This window comes from Mariniradius sediminis, from assembly GCF_021491425.1.
Taxonomy (GTDB): Bacteria; Bacteroidota; Bacteroidia; order Cytophagales; family Cyclobacteriaceae; genus Mariniradius; species Mariniradius saccharolyticus.
Map to the genome: position 1 here is coordinate 260153 of NZ_JAKEVZ010000001.1, position 17416 is coordinate 277568.

Consider the following 17416-nt stretch of genomic DNA (forward strand, 5'->3'; position numbering starts at 1 on the left):
CTTCGGCGGAATTTTTTTGTCAACAAGTTTCCAAGCCTTGAGTTTGTTACCTGCTCAGGTACAGGTTTCTTTCAGAATAGATTTTCATGAAATAATCGTCCATCAGGTCTTCGATGAAGTAAATCGCCTCTCCAGTGGATTTCATTTCAGGCCCCAACTCCTTGTTGACGTTGGGGAATTTGTGGAAAGAGAAGACAGGTTCCTTGATTGCATAGCCGCTTTTGAATGGTTTGAAATCAAAATCCGTCACTTTTTTCTCTCCCAACATCACCTTAACGGCATAATTGACATAGGGTTCCTGATATGCTTTGCAAATGAATGGAACGGTACGGGAGGCCCTAGGATTGGCTTCAATCACGTACACGCGGTCGTTCTTGATCGCAAATTGGATATTGATGAGACCAACGGTGCGCAGGGCAAGGGCGATTTTCTTGGTATAAGTCTCAATCTGCCGCATCACATAATCCCCCAAGTTGTAGGGAGGAAGTACCGCATAGGAGTCACCCGAATGGATACCCGCAGGTTCGATATGCTGCATGATGCCAATGATATAGACATTTTCCCCATCACAGATTGCATCCGCTTCAGCTTCGATCGCACCTTCGAGGAAATGGTCTAGGAGAATTTCATTGTTTGGGATATCGCGGAGGACGTTGACGACATGTTCCTCAAGTTCCTGCTCATTGATGACAATCTTCATTCCCTGTCCGCCCAACACATAGCTCGGACGAACCAAGAGCGGGAAGCCGATTCTCTTACACAGCTCCAAGGCCTCGTCGGTATTGTGGATCGTCCCAAACTCAGGGTACGGCACATCGTTTTCTTTCAAGAGCGTTGAAAACCTGCCCCGGTCTTCCGCCAAATCCAAGGCGTCGAAGCTCGTACCGATGATCTTGATGCCGTATTTGTGGAGCTTTTCTGCCAATTTCAAAGCAGTCTGTCCACCAAGCTGCACGATCACGCCGATGGGGTTTTCCTGCAGGATGATTTCATAGATATGTTCCCAAAACACCGGCTCAAAGTATAGCTTATCGGAAATGTCAAAATCCGTGGAAACCGTCTCCGGGTTGCAATTGATCATGATGGTCTCATAGCCACATTCTTTGGCGGCCAAAACACCGTGCACGCAGGAATAGTCGAATTCGATTCCCTGACCGACCCTGTTTGGACCTGAACCCAATACGACGACTTTTTTGCGATCAGATGTTTTGGATTCGTTTTCTTCACCAAAAGTGGAATAATAATATGGGGTCTGAGCTTCAAACTCGGCTGCACAAGTGTCCACAAGCTTGTACACCCGCCTGATACCCATGTCATGATAGCGCTTGTTGAAAATTTCACTTTCCAGGCAGCCCAACATGTGGGCGAGCTGACGGTCTGCATAGCCTTTTTTCTTGGCACGATCCACCAATTCCTTCGGGATAGAATCGAGCGTATGCTTCTCGATTTCAGCTTCGATATGTACCAATTCCTCGATTTGGCGCAAAAACCACTTGTCGATTTTGGTCAGGTCATGGATGGTACGGAACGATATTCCCAACTTGAATGCATCGTAGACATGGAAAAGCCTATCCCAACTCGGATTGGCCAAGGAGTGCAGCAAGCGCGCTTGATCCTTTAGCTCCCTTCCGTCCGCACCGAGGCCATTCCTTTTGATTTCCAAAGATTGACAGGCTTTTTGGAGTGCTTCCTGGAAGTTTCTCCCAATACCCATGACCTCACCAACGGCTTTCATGGAAAGTCCCAATCTGCGATCCGAACCTTTGAACTTGTCAAAGTTCCAGCGCGGTATCTTCACAATCACATAGTCAATCGCGGGCTCAAAAAACGCCGAGGTATTTCCTGTGATCGAGTTTTTCAATTCATCCAAATTATAGCCGATGGCAAGTTTGGCGGCAACCTTTGCGATTGGGTAACCTGTTGCCTTCGAAGCCAAAGCTGAAGAGCGGGAAACCCTCGGGTTAATCTCTATTCCAATGATGGTTTGGTTATCGGGACTCACGGCAAACTGAACGTTGCAGCCACCCGCGAAATTTCCGATGCTGTTCATCATCGTGATGGCATGGTTTCGCATGCGTTGATAGACGGTATCAGGAAGCGTCATGGCCGGTGCAACCGTGATCGAGTCGCCCGTATGGATGCCCATCGGGTCGAAGTTTTCGATGGAACACACCACGATCATATTGCCGATGTTGTCGCGCATGACTTCGAGCTCGTATTCCTTCCATCCAAGGATACTTTGTTCGATCAATACCTCATGCACGGGAGATGCCTGCAGTCCTGCCATTAGCGCTTTTTCGAAGTCTTCAGCTTTTTCCACAAACGCGCCGCCAGCACCGCCCAAGGTGTAGGAAGCCCTGATGATTAGCGGGAACCCGATTTCCTGGGCGATTTCTTTTCCATGCAAAAAAGAAGTCGCTGTATCGCCCTTGCAGACATCGACACCGATTTTCTCCATCAGCGCCTTGAATTTCTCCCGGTTTTCAGCAGTGTCGATAGCGTCGATATCCACGCCGATCATCCTCACGCCGAATTTTTTCCAAATACCCGCTTTTTCACAGTCAATCGCAAGATTGAGCGCCGTCTGTCCGCCCATGGTTGGGAGCACGGCGTCGATATCGGGATGTTCGTTGAGGATTTTGACGATGGATTTTTTCTCTAAAGGCTGCAAATACACGTGGTCGGCGGTCACTGGGTCGGTCATGATGGTCGCCGGATTGGAGTTGATCAGGGTCACTTTAATACCTTCTTCCCGGAGTGATCGAGCGGCCTGTGAGCCAGAATAATCAAATTCGCAGGCTTGACCGATGACGATAGGACCTGAACCGATGATGAGGACGTGTTTGATGCTGCTGTCTTTAGGCATTCTTGGTAAGGTTTAAAGAGGTGGGATACTTATGGCTAAATTGGTGCAAAATTAGACAAATAATCGAAAGTAGCCCGACCCGTTCCAAAAAAAGGGGAAGCATCCGGAAAGAAACCTTACTCACCCTGCTCCGAAAAGTTGATTTGTTTGTGAAGACGAGAAGAATGAAATTGTTTGTAAATGTGGGTTTTACTTTCTTTGGGATAACCACAGTTGGAGTCATTGTGAAGCCCAAGGGAAAAATCCTAGACTGTCCGAAGTCACCTCCCAAATTGCGTTCGAATTTCGCATGAAAAAAACACTTATTTCTTTCTGTTTGATTTTGGTGACCCTCCTCGGTGCCTGTAACGGATCCGACAAGAGGGAAGAACATTCCCAAAATTCAATGGTCGAGAAAAATGAGACGCTGATTATTCCGGGCGAAGACGAAGTGATCGATGCCGAGATTGTACGAAAAGGTGAAGTGTTGATCGCGTATTCCAACTGCTATGAATGCCATAAAGAGGAAAACAAGGCGAAGGGACCGTCCTTTCAAGCCATCGCAAAAAGATATCCGATGCAGCAAGTGTATTTGGACCATTTGGCAAGAAAAATCATCTCGGGGGGTTCGGGCGCATGGGGCTACCCAGTGATGGAGGCACACCCCCATCTGAAGTTTGAAGAGGCAAAGATGATGGCAACGTATATCCTTTCCTTGGAAGAAAAATGAACAGCATCGACCCTGTAAACAGTAAAAAAATCCCGCGTCTACCAAATTAAAGCGGCATTGACTGTTGGTGTTGGCTGCAATGAAGACTACAATCCAGCGGGGTTGTGGCCAATGACAGAATCGCTCGAACACATTAAGCCTTTGAGCCTACATCAAGATTCCAGTGCCGTGCGCTTAGCCATTCGACGCTTGTCCCATAATGCCAAAAGCGGATAAATCAGCACGGAAACCAAGATGATCAGCGTGCCCAAATAGAACCCCGTTGTCATACGTTCTTTTTCCCCAAAAACAATCACTGCCAAAATGATACCGTAGACGGGTTCGAGGTTGTAGGTTAGATTGATTGCAAAAGCAGTCAGCCTGCGCATAAGTTCCACGGACACGGTAAATGCAAAAACAGTGCACACACCGCCCAGAATTAGAAGCCATAGCCAATCCATCGGCAGCGGGAATTGTACCGATTGTTCTGAAAAGAGGCCCGAATACACCAGCATAAACACCCCGGCGAATACACATGCTCCCATCATTTCATACAAGGTGATTGTATATGGGCTGTGGCGTTTCGTCAAGCGGCCGTTGATGACGGTGAATATCGCGCATAATAATGCTGAGGCAACCGCCATCGCCAATCCCTGCCAATAGTCGAATTCAAAGCTAAAAACCACGTAAAGTCCCGAGATCACGATCAGTCCCAACAGGATTTCATACGACTTGATCCGTTTCTTGTTGACAATCGGCTCGACAAATGCCGTCCATAGTGAAGTGGTGGCCATTCCTGCCAGACAAACTGAGGCATTGGAAACCCTCGCTGCCCAAAAAAACAATATCCAGTGCAGGGAAATGATGAATCCGGTACCGATGATCTTGGCAAGCTCCTTATTTTCCACACGAAAGGAATAACCTTTGAGCCCAAAAATAAACACTAGCAGTACCGTCGCGATGAGTGTCCGAAAGAATACGACCTCCAAGGAGGGTATACTGATCAATAAACCTAGGATGGCTGTAAATCCCCAAATCAAGACCAGGAAATGCAAGGTCAGGTAGTCTCTGACCGACGAAGGATGTTGACTCATCTGGGGACTGTTTTATAAAGTACCAATCCGGTAATCGCAAAGATGATATTGGGTAACCAAACCGCAAAGACCGGATATGCGGTCCCGGCTTCTGCAAATGTCCTTGACAACAGGAAAAGGATGATGTAAATGAAGGCCAACAGGAATCCCAATGCAATCTGGAATCCGGATCCGCCACGCGTTTTTCGGGATGAGACAATCACCCCGATAAATGTCAAAATCACTGCCGCAAATGGGGACATGTAGCGCACATAGCGCTCGATGCGGTAGTAGTTGACGTTGTCAGCCCCTCGTTCTTCAAGGACTTTGATCTGTCTGGACAAGGCGGGGAGCTTCAGCGTCTCGTGGTGGTTGAGCGGAAGGTCGAAGTCATTCGGGGTAATGGAAAGCACGGTGTCCATACTTTCGCCGACCGAATATTCTTCACGGTCTTCTTTCAATACCCGCATCCTCCAGTTTTTGGCTGACCAGGCATTTGTGGTGGTGTCCCATACGATCCTGTCCGCTGATAGTTTTGCCACCAGTACTCCATCTTTGATTTGCTCAAGGGTAAAGTTATAGCCGGTATTTCCTGTCGAATAATACCTCGAAAGGTAAGCGTAAACATCCGGTGCCACCTTGATATGGATGTCTTGTTGGGAATAAAACTTGTCCGAATCCATCCAGCGGGACTTGAATTCGGTAATCCCCGAGGTGGCTGTCGGCAGGACCCAACCATTGAGAAAAAAGCTCACTACACCAATCAAACTTGCCGCGATGAAATAGGGCACCAACATCCTCACGAAACTAGTCCCGCTGCTCAAGATCGCAACTATCTCCGTGCGCCCGGCCATTTTGGAGGTGATGAAAATGACCGAAATAAAGACCGTGATGGGCGTAAGCAGGTTGTTGAGGTAGAGCCCGTAGTTGAAAAGATAGACGATGATGTACTTGGCCGGGACGTTGTTGCGGATGAACGTATCGTTCTTTTCGGTAAAGTCCAGTACCAAAACGATCAAAATCAGCATCAAGACCACAAAGAGATAGGTCTTGAGGAAATCTTTGATGATGAGTTTGTCGAGAATTTTCATGTTAGAGACGTCTGCTGACTTTTTCCACCATTTGGTTTTTCCAAACGGAAAATTCCCTGGATTTGATTTTTTCCCTCGCCTGACCCACCAGCCAAAGGTAAAAGCTCAGGTTATGGATACTGGCAATTTGGGCCGCCAGGATTTCCTTGCTGATGGTCAGGTGCCGGAGATATGCTTTGGAATAAAAAGAACTGACGTAAGATTGGATATAAGGATCGATTGGACTGAAGTCGTCCTTCCACTTTTCGTTGCGAATATTGATGATGCCCTCTGAGGTGAACAACATCCCGTTTCGGGCATTTCGGGTAGGCATCACGCAATCAAACATGTCTACGCCCAAGGCAATTGACTCCAGGATATTGGCTGGAGTGCCGACGCCCATCAGGTAGCGCGGTTTGTCCTTGGGAAGAATGTCCGTCACCATCTCGGTCATGGCATACATCTCCTCTGCGGGTTCACCTACGGAAAGTCCGCCAATGGCATTTCCCTCGCGTTCACAGGAAGCGATAAATTCAGCCGACTGTTTTCTCAATTCCGGAAAAACCGAGCCTTGTACAATCGGAAAGAGCGTTTGGCTGTACCCGTATTTTCCTTCCGTTTCATCAAAACGCGTGATGCACCGCTTCAGCCAGCGGTGGGTGAGCTCCATCGATTTCCGGGCATAAGTGAAATCACAAGGGTAGGGTGGACATTCGTCAAAAGCCATAATGATATCCGCGCCGATGATACGCTGAATGTCCATGACCCTTTCGGGACTGAAGACATGTTTGGAACCGTCGATATGCGATTTGAAGATGGCGCCTTCCTCGGTGAGTTTCCTGTTTTCGGCAAGCGAAAATACCTGATAGCCTCCGGAATCGGTCAGAATCGGTTTGGACCAGCCGTTGAATTTGTGGAGTCCACCCGCTTTTTCGAGGATGTCGAGGCCGGGACGGAGGTAAAGGTGATAGGTATTGCCCAAGATGATTTGGGCTTTGATATCGTATTGGAGTTCCCGCTGGTGCACGGCCTTTACCGAACCTGCCGTGCCCACAGGCATAAAAATAGGGGTTTCGATATCCCCGTGGTCAGTTTTGATAAGGCCTGCGCGGGCCTTGCTTTTTGGATCTGTGGCCTCTAGTTTGAACTTCATCCGCTAGTTATTACTTCCAACTTGCCTGATTTCGGGCTATGCAGGAAGGCACAAAAATATAAGCTTCTTCTTAAATGAATGCGCATTTTGGGTTTATATTTGCCCTTCAATTGCTTGGGAATGTTTATAGAAATTTTGTGGATTCTGTTTTTTATCAGCCTTGCCGTCCAACTCTTCTACATTCTTTTCATTTTCGGCAGATTGGCTTTTTTTCATACGAATCGTACAAAGTCAACTACTTCTGAAAAAGAAGGCGTGACCGTCATCATTGCCGCACACAATGAGCGGACTAATCTCAAGAAACTGATCCCGATCCTTTTTGAGCAGGAATATCCCAACTTTGAGGTCATGGTTATCAACGACCGCTCCTACGATGGGACCAAAAGGGTATTGGAAAAATTGATGGAGATCTATCCGCGGCTCCGGACCGTCACGGTGAATTATACACCCACCCACGTCACTTCCAAAAAATACGCACTTACCCTCGGTATCAAAGTTGCCAAAAACGACGTCTTGCTGTTGACGGATGCTGACTGTTGGCCGAAATCCACCAAGTGGATCGACATCATGACCGCACCCGTGAGGACAGAAGGCAAGGATTTTGCCCTTGGGTTTTCCCAGTATGAAGAGGGCAAAACCCTCCTCAACAAGTGGATCCAATTCGAGACTTTGCTCAATGGTATCCAATACCTTTCCTTCGGTCTGTTGAAAGCGCCCTACATGGGCGTAGGGCGGAATCTGTGCTATCGTAGGAGCTATTTCATGGAGAACAAGGCATTCAAGGGAATTTGGGATATCTTTTGCGGAGACGACGACCTGTATGTCAACATCCACTCGAACGGCAGGAACACCGCAGTCGTTGTCGATCCGGAAAGCATCACCTACACCGTGCCCAAGGAGAATTGGACAGATTATGTGCAGCAGAAAAAAAGGCATTTTCATGCAGGGAAATATTACCGGACCGGGAGCAAACTCCAAATCGGATGGTATGCCTTTACCCACACCGTTTTTTGGATTTCTGCCTTAACGCTTGCTGTACTTACAGGAATCGGGCAACAATGGGAACAATTTTTGGTGATTATAGGTATAATACTCGTCAGGTCGGCCTTAATCACTTCCGTATTCAAGTCAGCACGCAAGAAGCTCGAGGGAATTTCAAAAGCAGGATGGTCCGCGGCGTTTGATTTTGTATATAGCGCGTACTTTTGGTTTTTGGGTTCGATGGGGTATTTGTCAAAAAGAGTCAGATGGAAATAAACGAACGAGAATTTTCGAGCAAAGCTTTGGAGGACTTTGACCTCATTGACAAAGCTGTCCAAGAAAAAGACCAACAGGCCTACGCCACTTTGATGAAAAGGTACAAGAAGGCGGTCTATTTCATGGTGCTCAAAATGATACGCGACGCTGACGATGCCGAAGATCTGACCATGGAGGCATTTGCCAAGGCTTTTCGTAACCTGCACAAGTTCAAAAAGGATTTCACTTTCAGTACCTGGCTGTTCAGGATCGCGACCAACAATACCATTGACTTCATCAGAAAGAAGAAGCTCAAAACCATGAGCCTCAATACGACGCTCAGCGATGACGGCGGCAATCCCGTCAATATCGATGTGGAGGATGACGACAAAAATCCGCAAGACGAATACATCAAGTCCCAGCGTATCGAAATGGTGCGGATTTTTGTGGATAAGCTTCCTGCCAAATACAGGAAACTGGTCCAGTTACGGTACTTCGATGAGCTCTCCTATGAGGAAATCGCCCAAGAGCTTGATAAGCCATTGGGGACGGTCAAGGCCCAACTCCACCGCTCTCGAGAGCTACTTTACGAAATAGCCCAAGGCAAGGATCGGCATATTTGATCAGCTATTTCACCTCCAACACCCAGCTCTCCAAAGGTCCCAAATCTACCCTGACGGTAGCCTTTCCGGAGCTCACTTTGAGCGTCGCACTGGCTTTTCCATAGAGCTTTTCGCTCATTTGGTAATCTCCCTCTTTTAGGCCCCATGTTTGGATCAAGTTGCCAGGCAGCTGCAATTCAAATCCATAGGTATCGCTAGGGGAAAAATTGCTCACAATGACGAGCTTCTGGTTTTCTGACCAGCGTGCAAGGGAGAATACCTTGTCATTGTACCATTCTGTAAACTGCCGGTTGTGGCTGTGTATTTCACGGTATTCGCCGGCCAGGGCGGGGCTTGTTTTGGTGAAATTCAGCAAGCGGACATAGAAATCGCGCAGGTTTTTTTCTTCTGGGGATAATTGGCCACCGTCAAATTTTCCTCCATTCATCCAGCGTTGATGATGTGGTACGCCCACGTAGTCAAAAATGGAAGTGCGCGTAGGCTTGCCAAAGCCTGCATTTTCGGCCCCCGGTTCTCCGACTTCCTGACCAAAATACAACATGATCGGACCGCGATCGATCGTGGCGGACAGCACCATGGCGGGTTTTCCCAACTCGGCTTTTCCTGCAAAATCAGGGCTTGCAATGCGCTGTTCGTCATGGTTTTCGAGGAAATGCAGCATTTGTCCACCGATGTCAGCGAGGCCTTGTTGGATGCCGACGATATGATCTGTGGAGCCTTTTCCCTGCATGATGTGCTTGAGGGTATCATAAAGTTCTACCTTGTCGTAGAGGTAATCCATCTTGCCCAGGCGGATATAATCGCGGTAAGCTTTGGGATTGTAGATCTCTGCCAAAAGAAAGGCATTGGGATTCTCTGCTTTTATAGCCGAGTTCATATAGGACCAAAACTCCACAGGGACCATTTCGGCCATGTCGTATCGAAAGCCATCCACACCTTTTTTGGTCCAGAAAATGGCGATGTCACGGAATTTTTTCCAAGAGTCGGGAACATCCTTGTCTTTCCAGAAATCCAGGTGGGCCTGATAGTCCTTTTGGGCATAATCGGCCGGCAAGATTGGAAAATCCTTGGTTCCATCCGGCTTCACACCATAGTTGATCTTCACCGTCTCGTACCAATCGTAAAAATGTGGCTGTGGCGCTCGGGAGCCGTTTCCAGTCCATTTGGCCGGATTTTCGGCAAACTTCCCGTCAGCCAAGGGATGGGCCTCACCACCCAAAGGACGGTAATCCTCCAAGGGCACAGGTACTTCAAAGGGTTTTCCCGGGATGTAATAAAAATTGTTGTTGCGGGCGTATTCCACCGAGGTATCGTCATCCACCCCAAAATCGCGTACCCCTTCTGGGTTATTGCGGCCCTCATACCTGCGCGCGACATGGTTGGGGACGATATCGATGATGACCTTCATCCCATGCTTGTGTGTACGTGCGATCAGAGCCTCAAATTCCTCCATTCTTTTTGCGGGGTCTTTGGCCAAGTCTGGATTCACTTGGTAGTAGTCTTTCACCGCGTAGGGCGATCCTGCCCGGCCTTTGACCACGTCTGGGTCGTCGTTTGAAATACCAAGGGCCGTGTAGTCGCCAATCACGGCATGGTGGGGTACGCCGGTGTACCATATATGTGTGACACCCATCGCCTTGATCTCGGAGAGTGCTTGGTCGTTGAAGTCATCAAACTTTCCGACACCATTTTCTGCCACCGTTCCCCAAGGCTTATTGGTGGTGTTGGTATTCCCAAAAAGCCGGGTAAACACCTGATAAAGGACGATTTTTGGGGGATCAGCCATAGTGGGCTCTTCTTTGGTTTGGGTTTGGGGAGAATTGCAGCCGACATTACTCAATACGGCAATAAGCAGAACAATCGCAGCATATTTTTTCATCGGGATAAAGATAAAAAGTTAAGGCCCATCAAATGAGATGGGCTTTAAAAATTGTTGACACTCCCGCGTTGGAAGAATTTTCCAGTTTATTGTTCTAGCAATCTGTACACAAACACCGCACTCCTTTTGAGCAGGTTGGGATATTGCTTCATGTTGATCGTCTCGGAAGGGGAATGGGCACCTGTACCAGAAGCTCCAAGTCCATCGATGCAGTCCAAATAATCCGCAACATAGGAGATATCCCCCGCCCCCCGTGAACCCGGATCTCCCGCCTTGACCTCACCAAAACCTATGTCCTTGCTGACTTGGCTCAGGACATCGACCAAGGCATAATTGCCAGGAGACGGCTTCATCGAAGGAATTCCGTCCTTGAACTCGATCGATGCCGTAGTGCCGTTCAGGTTTTGGGAAACGATCTGACGCATCCTTTCCCGGGCTTTTTCCTTTTGATCCTCACCGAGAAATCGCAGGTCTCCGGTGACGAAAACTTCCCGAGAAACAATATTCGTTTTTCCCAAGGAAGTCCCTTCTCCTGTGATTGGATCGTAGGTGATATCAGAACCACCGATGATTTGGCCCGGATTGAAAGTCAGGTATTGCTCGCCGGAAAGCTCCTCGCGAAACTCGTCCAAGATCCGCGCCGCTTCATAAATGGCGCCATAACCCACGGATTCGCGGAAAACTCCCGAGGAGTGAACTTGTCTTCCGGTGGTTTTCAGTGTCCATTCGCTCGCACCTCTTCGTGCCACTGTAGCGATGTTAAAGCCTTGGGCGGTTTCATAGCCCAAGGCATAGTCATGCTGCTTGGCCCGCTCGACAAAATCCAAACGGCTCACCCAACTCGGATTGCCTGCATTTTCCTCATCGCCGGGAAAATAAACGGTGATGGTCCTATCTTCCAAGAGGCCTAACTCATGAAGAGCCTTCAATGTCGCAAACACCATGACGTTGCCGCCTTTCATGTCGTTCACTCCCTGGCCTTTGGCCGTGGAATCATTGACATAAGTGAATGGGTAAAAAGGCATTTCCTTTTCGAAAACGGTGTCCAAATGGCCAATGAAAAACAGCTTCTTTCCTTTGGTTCCTTTTCTCGTGGCTACAAAATGCCCTGCCCTGCGCAACGAATCCGGCAAGGTGATCCACTCCGTTTGAAAGCCGATTCTGGCAAATTCCCGCTCAAATACCTTCCCGACTTCCCTGACGCCTTCCATGTTGAAGGTGCCGGAGTTGATGTTGACTGTCTCTTCCAAGAGCGAAAGCGTCTCCTGGTAGTTCTTTTCGATTTGGGAGATGATCTTCTGCTCGGTTTTGGAAAGTTTCTGGGCTTGGACTTGAAAAGCCAAAAGCAGCGGCAATAGCCAGACGAGTTTCTTCATGGAAATGGTGACTGTTTTTCGATTATTTTTCAACTGCTACATCCGAAAACCAAAGGAATGGAGTACCGGCGTCATTCTTGTGCATGAGGGTGATCTTGATGCCTTCAAATTCTTGGACATCTTCCCAAGTCATGGGACGGCCTTCACTGCCATTTCCCCTCCGGAATACCCATTCAAGGATCATGTGGTTTTCATCCAAATACAGGTCATAGGCGTCGCCGGGGGTATAGCCATCGACATTGTTGTAAAGGATGGTAAGTTTGGTGGCGGCAGCACCTGAAATCGGGGCGGTCACGTTTTCGGTAGCTTCAAAGGTGTAGCCCGTATCCCAAATCAGTTGGAAAGGAAAAAGCAGCCAATATTTATCGTTCACAAATCCCTTGTCCGCTGGCGGGAGTTGATCCTTGGGCAAGTCGAGGCTGTAGGAATAGCTCGTGTCAGCGTCCGAGAAATCCACGGTTCTGTCCTTGACATGCCATTTCCAGTTGCGGCTAAAGCGCGTGACTGAGTCGCGCTGTACGTTGAATGTGTAGGAGATGGTTTTTACCTTGTCAAAGTTTTCAAAGCCATAGGCTTCGGCGACCTTCTCGGGGAGTGTTTTTTCCTTGGCGGGCTGGCAGGAGAAGGCCAACACGGAGAGCGCGATAAGGGACAGATGTGTTAGGGTTTTCATGGTTTGGTGATCTTGATATGCAGTAAGCCTTGAATCTACTGATTTTTCAAGAATGATTTTTTCCAAAATCCATAAACCACCCCAGTCATTTGTTATTGGTCCAACGTTGCAGTTTGCGGTTTTCGGACCAGCAATAGATCTTTTTGATCAAGGGAAAAACCCGGTTCAACCCCAACATAAAGCGAAAGAGATCGGACGGGAAGATTTTCCTTTTTCCCGCTTCCGTGCCTTTCAAGATGCTCTTGGCAACTTCATTGACGGGTTGTACGGGATATGCTTTGGGGATTTGCTTGCCTGCTTTTTCAAAAAAATCCGTAGCGGTCGCAGCGGGATAAACCAAGGTCAGCCACTCGCAATCCCCTTCCGACCATATACCTTCAGCCCATTGGTGTATGGCCGCTTTGCTGGCGGCATAGGCTGCGTATCCGGGAACTGCCCAATAGGACATTGCGGAGGCTGTCACGACCATTCGGAAGTCACTTCCAAATCTTTCCTTTAGCTTGGCTGCCAATTCCATGTGAAAAAAAACATTGATGCGGAACATGGCTTCGGTCCTTTCGTTTGGGATTTCTTGCCAATTGCCGTACAAGGCAAATCCTGCATTGGAGAAAAAACCGTCGAGGCTATTCCAGTTTGATTTTACCCATTCCAGGATTTTGTCGGCGCTGTTTTCGACCGCCAGGTCAAGCATCAGCGTCTGGAGACCTGGATACTCATTTTTTAATCGGGAGAGGTTTTCCGCATGTATGTCCACCGCGAGCAGTTCATTCCCTTTTGCATGTAGTTGCGCCACGAGCGCCCGGCCAATTCCCGAAGCGGCTCCTGTGACGACGATTTTCTTACCTGAAAGGATCATTCTGCCTGAGGAAATTCCAAATGAAATGGCTTGACCTTGACACAAAAAAGTGGCTTGATGCCGCTTATATCTGGGAAAAGGTCCCCGTTGATTTTCATCTTTTTGATCTTTGCAAACCTACCCCAGCCTTTTCCGGTGGGATTTGTGAGGTAGGTTTTTCCTTCCAATTCTTGTTCGAGACTAATCGGCAACAGGGAAGTCGAGACGGGGAAAGGGATGTTCCCCACTTCCAACTCAGCAAAGAAAATTGGATTGTCCTCGGTGCCTACACCGATTGTTTCGAGTTTGCCGCTTTTTTGCCAAAGGAAGGGCACTGTTTGTTTGGGAATTCCCCAATTGTATCGGCCATTTTTGGTGCTTGACTCCAAATCCACAAAGATATGGCTGATGGTCTGCTTCCCATTGGGTTTGAATTTGCCTGGGATCAGCAGCAGTTCAAAATAGGGCCCGACAGGCGATTTTTGGTAGTTGACGAGCATGAGGTAACCGAGACCGCCGGAAAAGTTTTTCTTTTGCTCATCCGTAAACAATGGATTTTGTGAGACCCATTGCTTCTTGAAGCGAAAAGCAAGGATAAAACCTTCCCCTTGGAGTTTCCAAGGGGCTGGATAATACGGCTCAGGTTTTTGCATTTTTCCGCTTGTAGATGATATAGTCGGTATAGGGCACCTCGATATTGACCTCCCTCATTTTCAGCATGATCTGCCCGCGGTGGTAAGTGGAGTGGTTGATGATATGGAAAAGAATATCGGAAAGGCTGTTTTCAAATTGCTCCCCAGAGGTATTTTTATAGGTTATGATTCGGTCGAGTTCTATCGTCTCCAGTATTTTTTTTGATACCAGGTAGTTCTCGTCATTCATTTCTTCAAAAACCTCGGGGGAATGCTTTTGCCAAATACTGAAAAAATTCCTTTTGCCGTGAATCCGTGCGTTCCAGACGTGGTGTGCGTTGATAATGTGGCTGAAAAGCTCGTTGGCCTTTGGCGGAGAGATAAGCGCATTTTCTACCAATAGGTCAATCGTTAGTTGGTTGGCATGTTGGTTGTACTCCAATAAATCGAATAGTTTGATTTTCATAGTGTGGGCTTAGTTTCAAGGAGATTATTGTGGATAGATTTCTGAGATAGTGTGTGACGCCGTGCTCTGAAACTTGAGTCAAATGACTTTCCAATGGTGCGTAATATTAGTTATTTTTCATAAAAGACAAAATCAAGCCATCATTCGTAAGGGGAGGGGCTGATGCTTGTCCAGCCACCATCGATGACTAAATTTTGTCCTGTAATGTGCCTTGCTTCCTCAGATACCAAGAAAACAGCCGCATGGGCGACATCCGAAACAGAAGCTGGTCGGCCCATCGGCGTGATTTTAGACCAGGTTTTCTCGTAGTGTTTATCCAAAGCAGTGCGGTTGGTCAGCGTGGCGCCCGGTGCAATGGAGTTGACATTTATTCGGAATTCGGACAATTCGATGACCAAATTCCTTGCCAACATCTCCACTGCTGCCTTGCTCATGGCATAGGCGGCGAGGTTTTTGTGCGCCTGATGGGCTGTAACGGAAGATGTGAATAGCAAGGATCCGCCTTCCTCCTGCTGTTTCATGATATTGGCCGCCGCTTGGGCGAGAAAGAATGTCCCCCCCATATTCACCCGCATCACCTCAAAGAAATCCTTTGCGGGGTAATCCCAGAAATTCCCGTAGAGCGTAATGCCCGCATTGGCAATTGCGATGTCCAATCTTCCAAATTCACTCAAAGCGAGGCTCGCCATCTCCTCGATAAAAGCAATGTCGCCCGAATCCCCCGACATGCCGATCACCTTCCCCTTTGCCTCACGTAGCAATTGGGCAACGGCCTCGTCCGTGAGGCTTTTTTCGATGTCATTGAGGATGACATGGTGACCGGACAGGGATAAGAGTCTGGCGATTTCCAATCCGATACCCTGACCCGCGCCGGTGATCAGGGCGACTTTGCTATGGTTTTTCATGTTTTAGTGCGAATCTCTCTTCACGACTGACCCTGAACTTCCCTTTAGAAAATCAAAATCAACACCCTCGTGGGCTTGGTTGACCCGATCCAAGAACAGATTGACATACCCGCGCTCATAGGGGAGGCTCGTGGGCACAAAATTGGCCCTGCGTTTTTCCATTTCGGCATCCGAGATCAGCAAGGTCAACTTCCTATTTGGTACATCCAGTTCAATCATATCCCCGTTTTGGACAAATGCCAAGGGACCACCGATCGCCGACTCGGGTGATACGTGCAGCACGACGGTACCGTAACCTGTGCCACTCATCCTGCCATCCGAAATGCGGACCATATCCTTGATGCCTTTTGCGAGCAGTTTTGCAGGCAAGCCCATATTTCCGACTTCCGGCATGCCGGGATAACCTTTGGGACCGACGTTTTTCATCACCATCACGCAGGTTTCGTCAATGTCAAGGTTGGGATCATCGATCTTGGCTTTGTAATCATCGATGTTTTCAAAGACCACGGCCCTGCCGGTATGCTTCAGCAGCTGGGGGCTCGCGGCAGATGGCTTCAGTACCGCACCTTCGGGGCAGAGATTTCCTTTCAATACGGCGATGCCCGATTCCGGCTTGATCGGCTTTTCGAATGTCCCGATCAGGTTGCGGTCGTAGCATTCCGCCTTGGCGATATTCTCCGCGAGTGTTTTTCCGGTCACCGTGGGGGAATCGTGGTTAAGCTTGTGGATAATTTCCTTCATCACGGCGGGAAGTCCGCCTGCATAGAATAGGTCCTCAACCCAATGCTCCCCGGAAGGCTGCACGTTGGCGATAAGGGGTATTTTGGAGGAGAATGTGTCAAAATCCGTCAGATCCAAATCAACGCCGACACGCTTGGCAATTGCAGTTAGGTGCAGGATGAAATTGGTCGAACCGCCCAAGGCCGCATTGACCATGATGGCGTTTTCGAAGGCTGGGCGGGTGAGGATTTTGCTCATGCGCAGGTCTTCCTTCACCATTTCTACAATCCGGATTCCGGCCATGTGGGCGAGAACTTTCCTTCTGGAATCCGCCGCCGGAATGGTCGCGTTGTCGGGCAGTGCCAAGCCCAATGCCTCTACCATAGCAGCCATAGTCGATGCAGTGCCCATTGGTGCACAGTGTCCTACAGAGCGGGACATCGCCGCTTCCGCTTCGATAAACTCCTGTTGGGAAAGTTTGCCCATTTTAAATTCCTCGGCGAATCTCCACACATCTGAGGTGCCGATTTTTTTGCCTTTGAACCGACCCACGAGCATCGGGCCCCCGGAGAGCACCAAGGTCGGCAAATCCACGGACGCGGCACCCATCACCAGGGAAGGTGTCGTCTTGTCACAGCCGCACATCAATACCACGCCGTCCATCGGATTGGCGCGGATACTTTCTTCGACGTCCATGGACGCGAGGTTTCGGAAAAGCATGGCGGTGGGCTTGATCGAGCATTCGCCCAAGGACATTACGGGAAACTCCAAGGGAAATCCGCCCGCTTCCCAGATCCCTTTCTTCAGCGCTTCGGCCAAATCTCTGAAATGGGCATTGCAGGGGGTGAATTCCGACCAGGTGTTGCAGATGCCGATGACGGGCTTCTCGCCTTCGAACAAATGGTGGGGAAGGCCTTGGTTTTTCATCCAAGACCGGTAGATAAATCCGTCCTTACCGGTGCGTCCGTACCATTCTTGGCTACGGAGTTTTTTCTTTTCTTCCATGAAAACAGGTTAATGGGTTTGAACTGGAATTTAGAAAATCTTTTGGACGAAAGGCAATCAAGCGGGAAAAATTACGGGAAAGGCGGGGCTTAACCTGTAAACTCCTTTTTTTGGCCAACTTGGGACTTTCCTTTTTATCACCCTATTCAATCTGTCTATACGATCGCCAATATTTTTGACTTTAACTAATTTTTGCTGAAATATTTCCGGTATATT

Annotated in this window: 15 protein-coding genes; 3 read left to right on the top strand and 12 right to left on the bottom strand. The window is 48.6% G+C overall.

What is annotated here, in order from left to right:
- Nucleotides 1-46 precede the first annotated feature (46 nt).
- Nucleotides 47-2866, bottom strand: coding sequence for a carbamoyl-phosphate synthase large subunit (carB, locus tag L0U89_RS01195; RefSeq protein WP_234859842.1), 2820 nt, complete (start codon nucleotides 2864-2866; stop codon nucleotides 47-49).
- A 289-nt stretch (nucleotides 2867-3155) separates the two neighbouring features.
- Here carB and L0U89_RS01200 point away from each other — a divergent pair, with 289 nt between their 5' ends.
- Nucleotides 3156-3575, top strand: a complete 420-nt coding sequence (locus tag L0U89_RS01200; RefSeq protein WP_040480963.1) for a c-type cytochrome — start codon at nucleotides 3156-3158, stop codon at nucleotides 3573-3575.
- 152 nt (nucleotides 3576-3727) lie between these two features.
- On the opposite strand, the gene L0U89_RS01205 is transcribed toward L0U89_RS01200, so the two are convergent.
- Genes L0U89_RS01205 through tgt form a run of 3 tightly spaced genes read right to left on the bottom strand, consistent with a single transcriptional unit; the run spans nucleotide 3728 to nucleotide 6850 of the window.
- Entirely contained in the window at nucleotides 3728-4648 is a 921-nt protein-coding gene (locus L0U89_RS01205; protein WP_234859843.1) for a DMT family transporter, read from the bottom strand.
- On the bottom strand, nucleotides 4645-5718 hold the full coding sequence (locus tag L0U89_RS01210; protein WP_234859844.1) for an LptF/LptG family permease: 1074 nt from the start codon (nucleotides 5716-5718) through the stop codon (nucleotides 4645-4647). Before L0U89_RS01210 ends, L0U89_RS01205 begins: the two co-directional genes overlap by 4 nt.
- 1 nt (nucleotide 5719) lies before the next feature.
- On the bottom strand, nucleotides 5720-6850 hold the full coding sequence (gene tgt / locus L0U89_RS01215) for a tRNA guanosine(34) transglycosylase Tgt (protein WP_234859845.1): 1131 nt from the start codon (nucleotides 6848-6850) through the stop codon (nucleotides 5720-5722).
- A 120-nt stretch (nucleotides 6851-6970) separates the two neighbouring features.
- On the opposite strand from tgt, the gene L0U89_RS01220 reads away from it, so the two are divergent.
- A complete protein-coding gene (locus L0U89_RS01220; protein WP_234859846.1) occupies nucleotides 6971-8107 on the top strand; it encodes a glycosyltransferase in 1137 nt (378 codons plus the stop codon).
- On the top strand, nucleotides 8098-8709 hold the full coding sequence (locus L0U89_RS01225; protein ID WP_008629649.1) for an RNA polymerase sigma factor: 612 nt from the start codon (nucleotides 8098-8100) through the stop codon (nucleotides 8707-8709). The genes L0U89_RS01220 and L0U89_RS01225 overlap by 10 nt, the downstream gene beginning before the upstream one ends.
- 4 nt (nucleotides 8710-8713) lie before the next feature.
- Here the strand turns inward: L0U89_RS01225 and L0U89_RS01230 are convergent, their stop codons facing one another.
- From L0U89_RS01230 to L0U89_RS01265, 8 genes are all read right to left on the bottom strand, one after another.
- A complete protein-coding gene (locus L0U89_RS01230; protein ID WP_234859847.1) occupies nucleotides 8714-10588 on the bottom strand; it encodes an alpha-amylase family protein in 1875 nt (624 codons plus the stop codon).
- Nucleotides 10589-10674: 86 nt separating this feature from the next.
- Nucleotides 10675-11964, bottom strand: coding sequence for a M20/M25/M40 family metallo-hydrolase (locus tag L0U89_RS01235; protein WP_234859848.1), 1290 nt, complete (start codon nucleotides 11962-11964; stop codon nucleotides 10675-10677).
- 22 nt (nucleotides 11965-11986) lie between these two features.
- Nucleotides 11987-12637 (bottom strand): hypothetical protein, encoded by a 651-nt coding sequence (locus tag L0U89_RS01240; protein WP_234859849.1) that lies wholly within the window; start codon nucleotides 12635-12637, stop codon nucleotides 11987-11989.
- Nucleotides 12638-12722: 85 nt separating this feature from the next.
- The gene (locus L0U89_RS01245) at nucleotides 12723-13493 is read right to left on the bottom strand and encodes an SDR family NAD(P)-dependent oxidoreductase (RefSeq protein ID WP_234859850.1); all 771 of its coding nucleotides are present in this window, start codon (nucleotides 13491-13493) and stop codon (nucleotides 12723-12725) included.
- Nucleotides 13490-14125 carry an acetoacetate decarboxylase family protein gene (locus L0U89_RS01250; RefSeq protein ID WP_234859851.1) on the bottom strand — a complete coding sequence of 212 codons (636 nt, stop codon included), beginning with the start codon at nucleotides 14123-14125 and terminating at the stop codon, nucleotides 13490-13492. The genes L0U89_RS01245 and L0U89_RS01250 overlap by 4 nt, the downstream gene beginning before the upstream one ends.
- A complete protein-coding gene (locus L0U89_RS01255) occupies nucleotides 14112-14570 on the bottom strand; it encodes a DinB family protein (protein ID WP_008629634.1) in 459 nt (152 codons plus the stop codon). The genes L0U89_RS01250 and L0U89_RS01255 overlap by 14 nt, the downstream gene beginning before the upstream one ends.
- 140 nt (nucleotides 14571-14710) lie before the next feature.
- Nucleotides 14711-15475: an SDR family NAD(P)-dependent oxidoreductase gene (locus tag L0U89_RS01260; RefSeq protein WP_234859852.1), complete on the bottom strand. Its 765-nt coding sequence runs from the start codon at nucleotides 15473-15475 to the stop codon at nucleotides 14711-14713.
- A gap of 3 nt (nucleotides 15476-15478) precedes the next feature.
- Nucleotides 15479-17200: an IlvD/Edd family dehydratase gene (locus L0U89_RS01265; protein WP_234859853.1), complete on the bottom strand. Its 1722-nt coding sequence runs from the start codon at nucleotides 17198-17200 to the stop codon at nucleotides 15479-15481.
- Nucleotides 17201-17416: the final 216 nt, after the last annotated feature.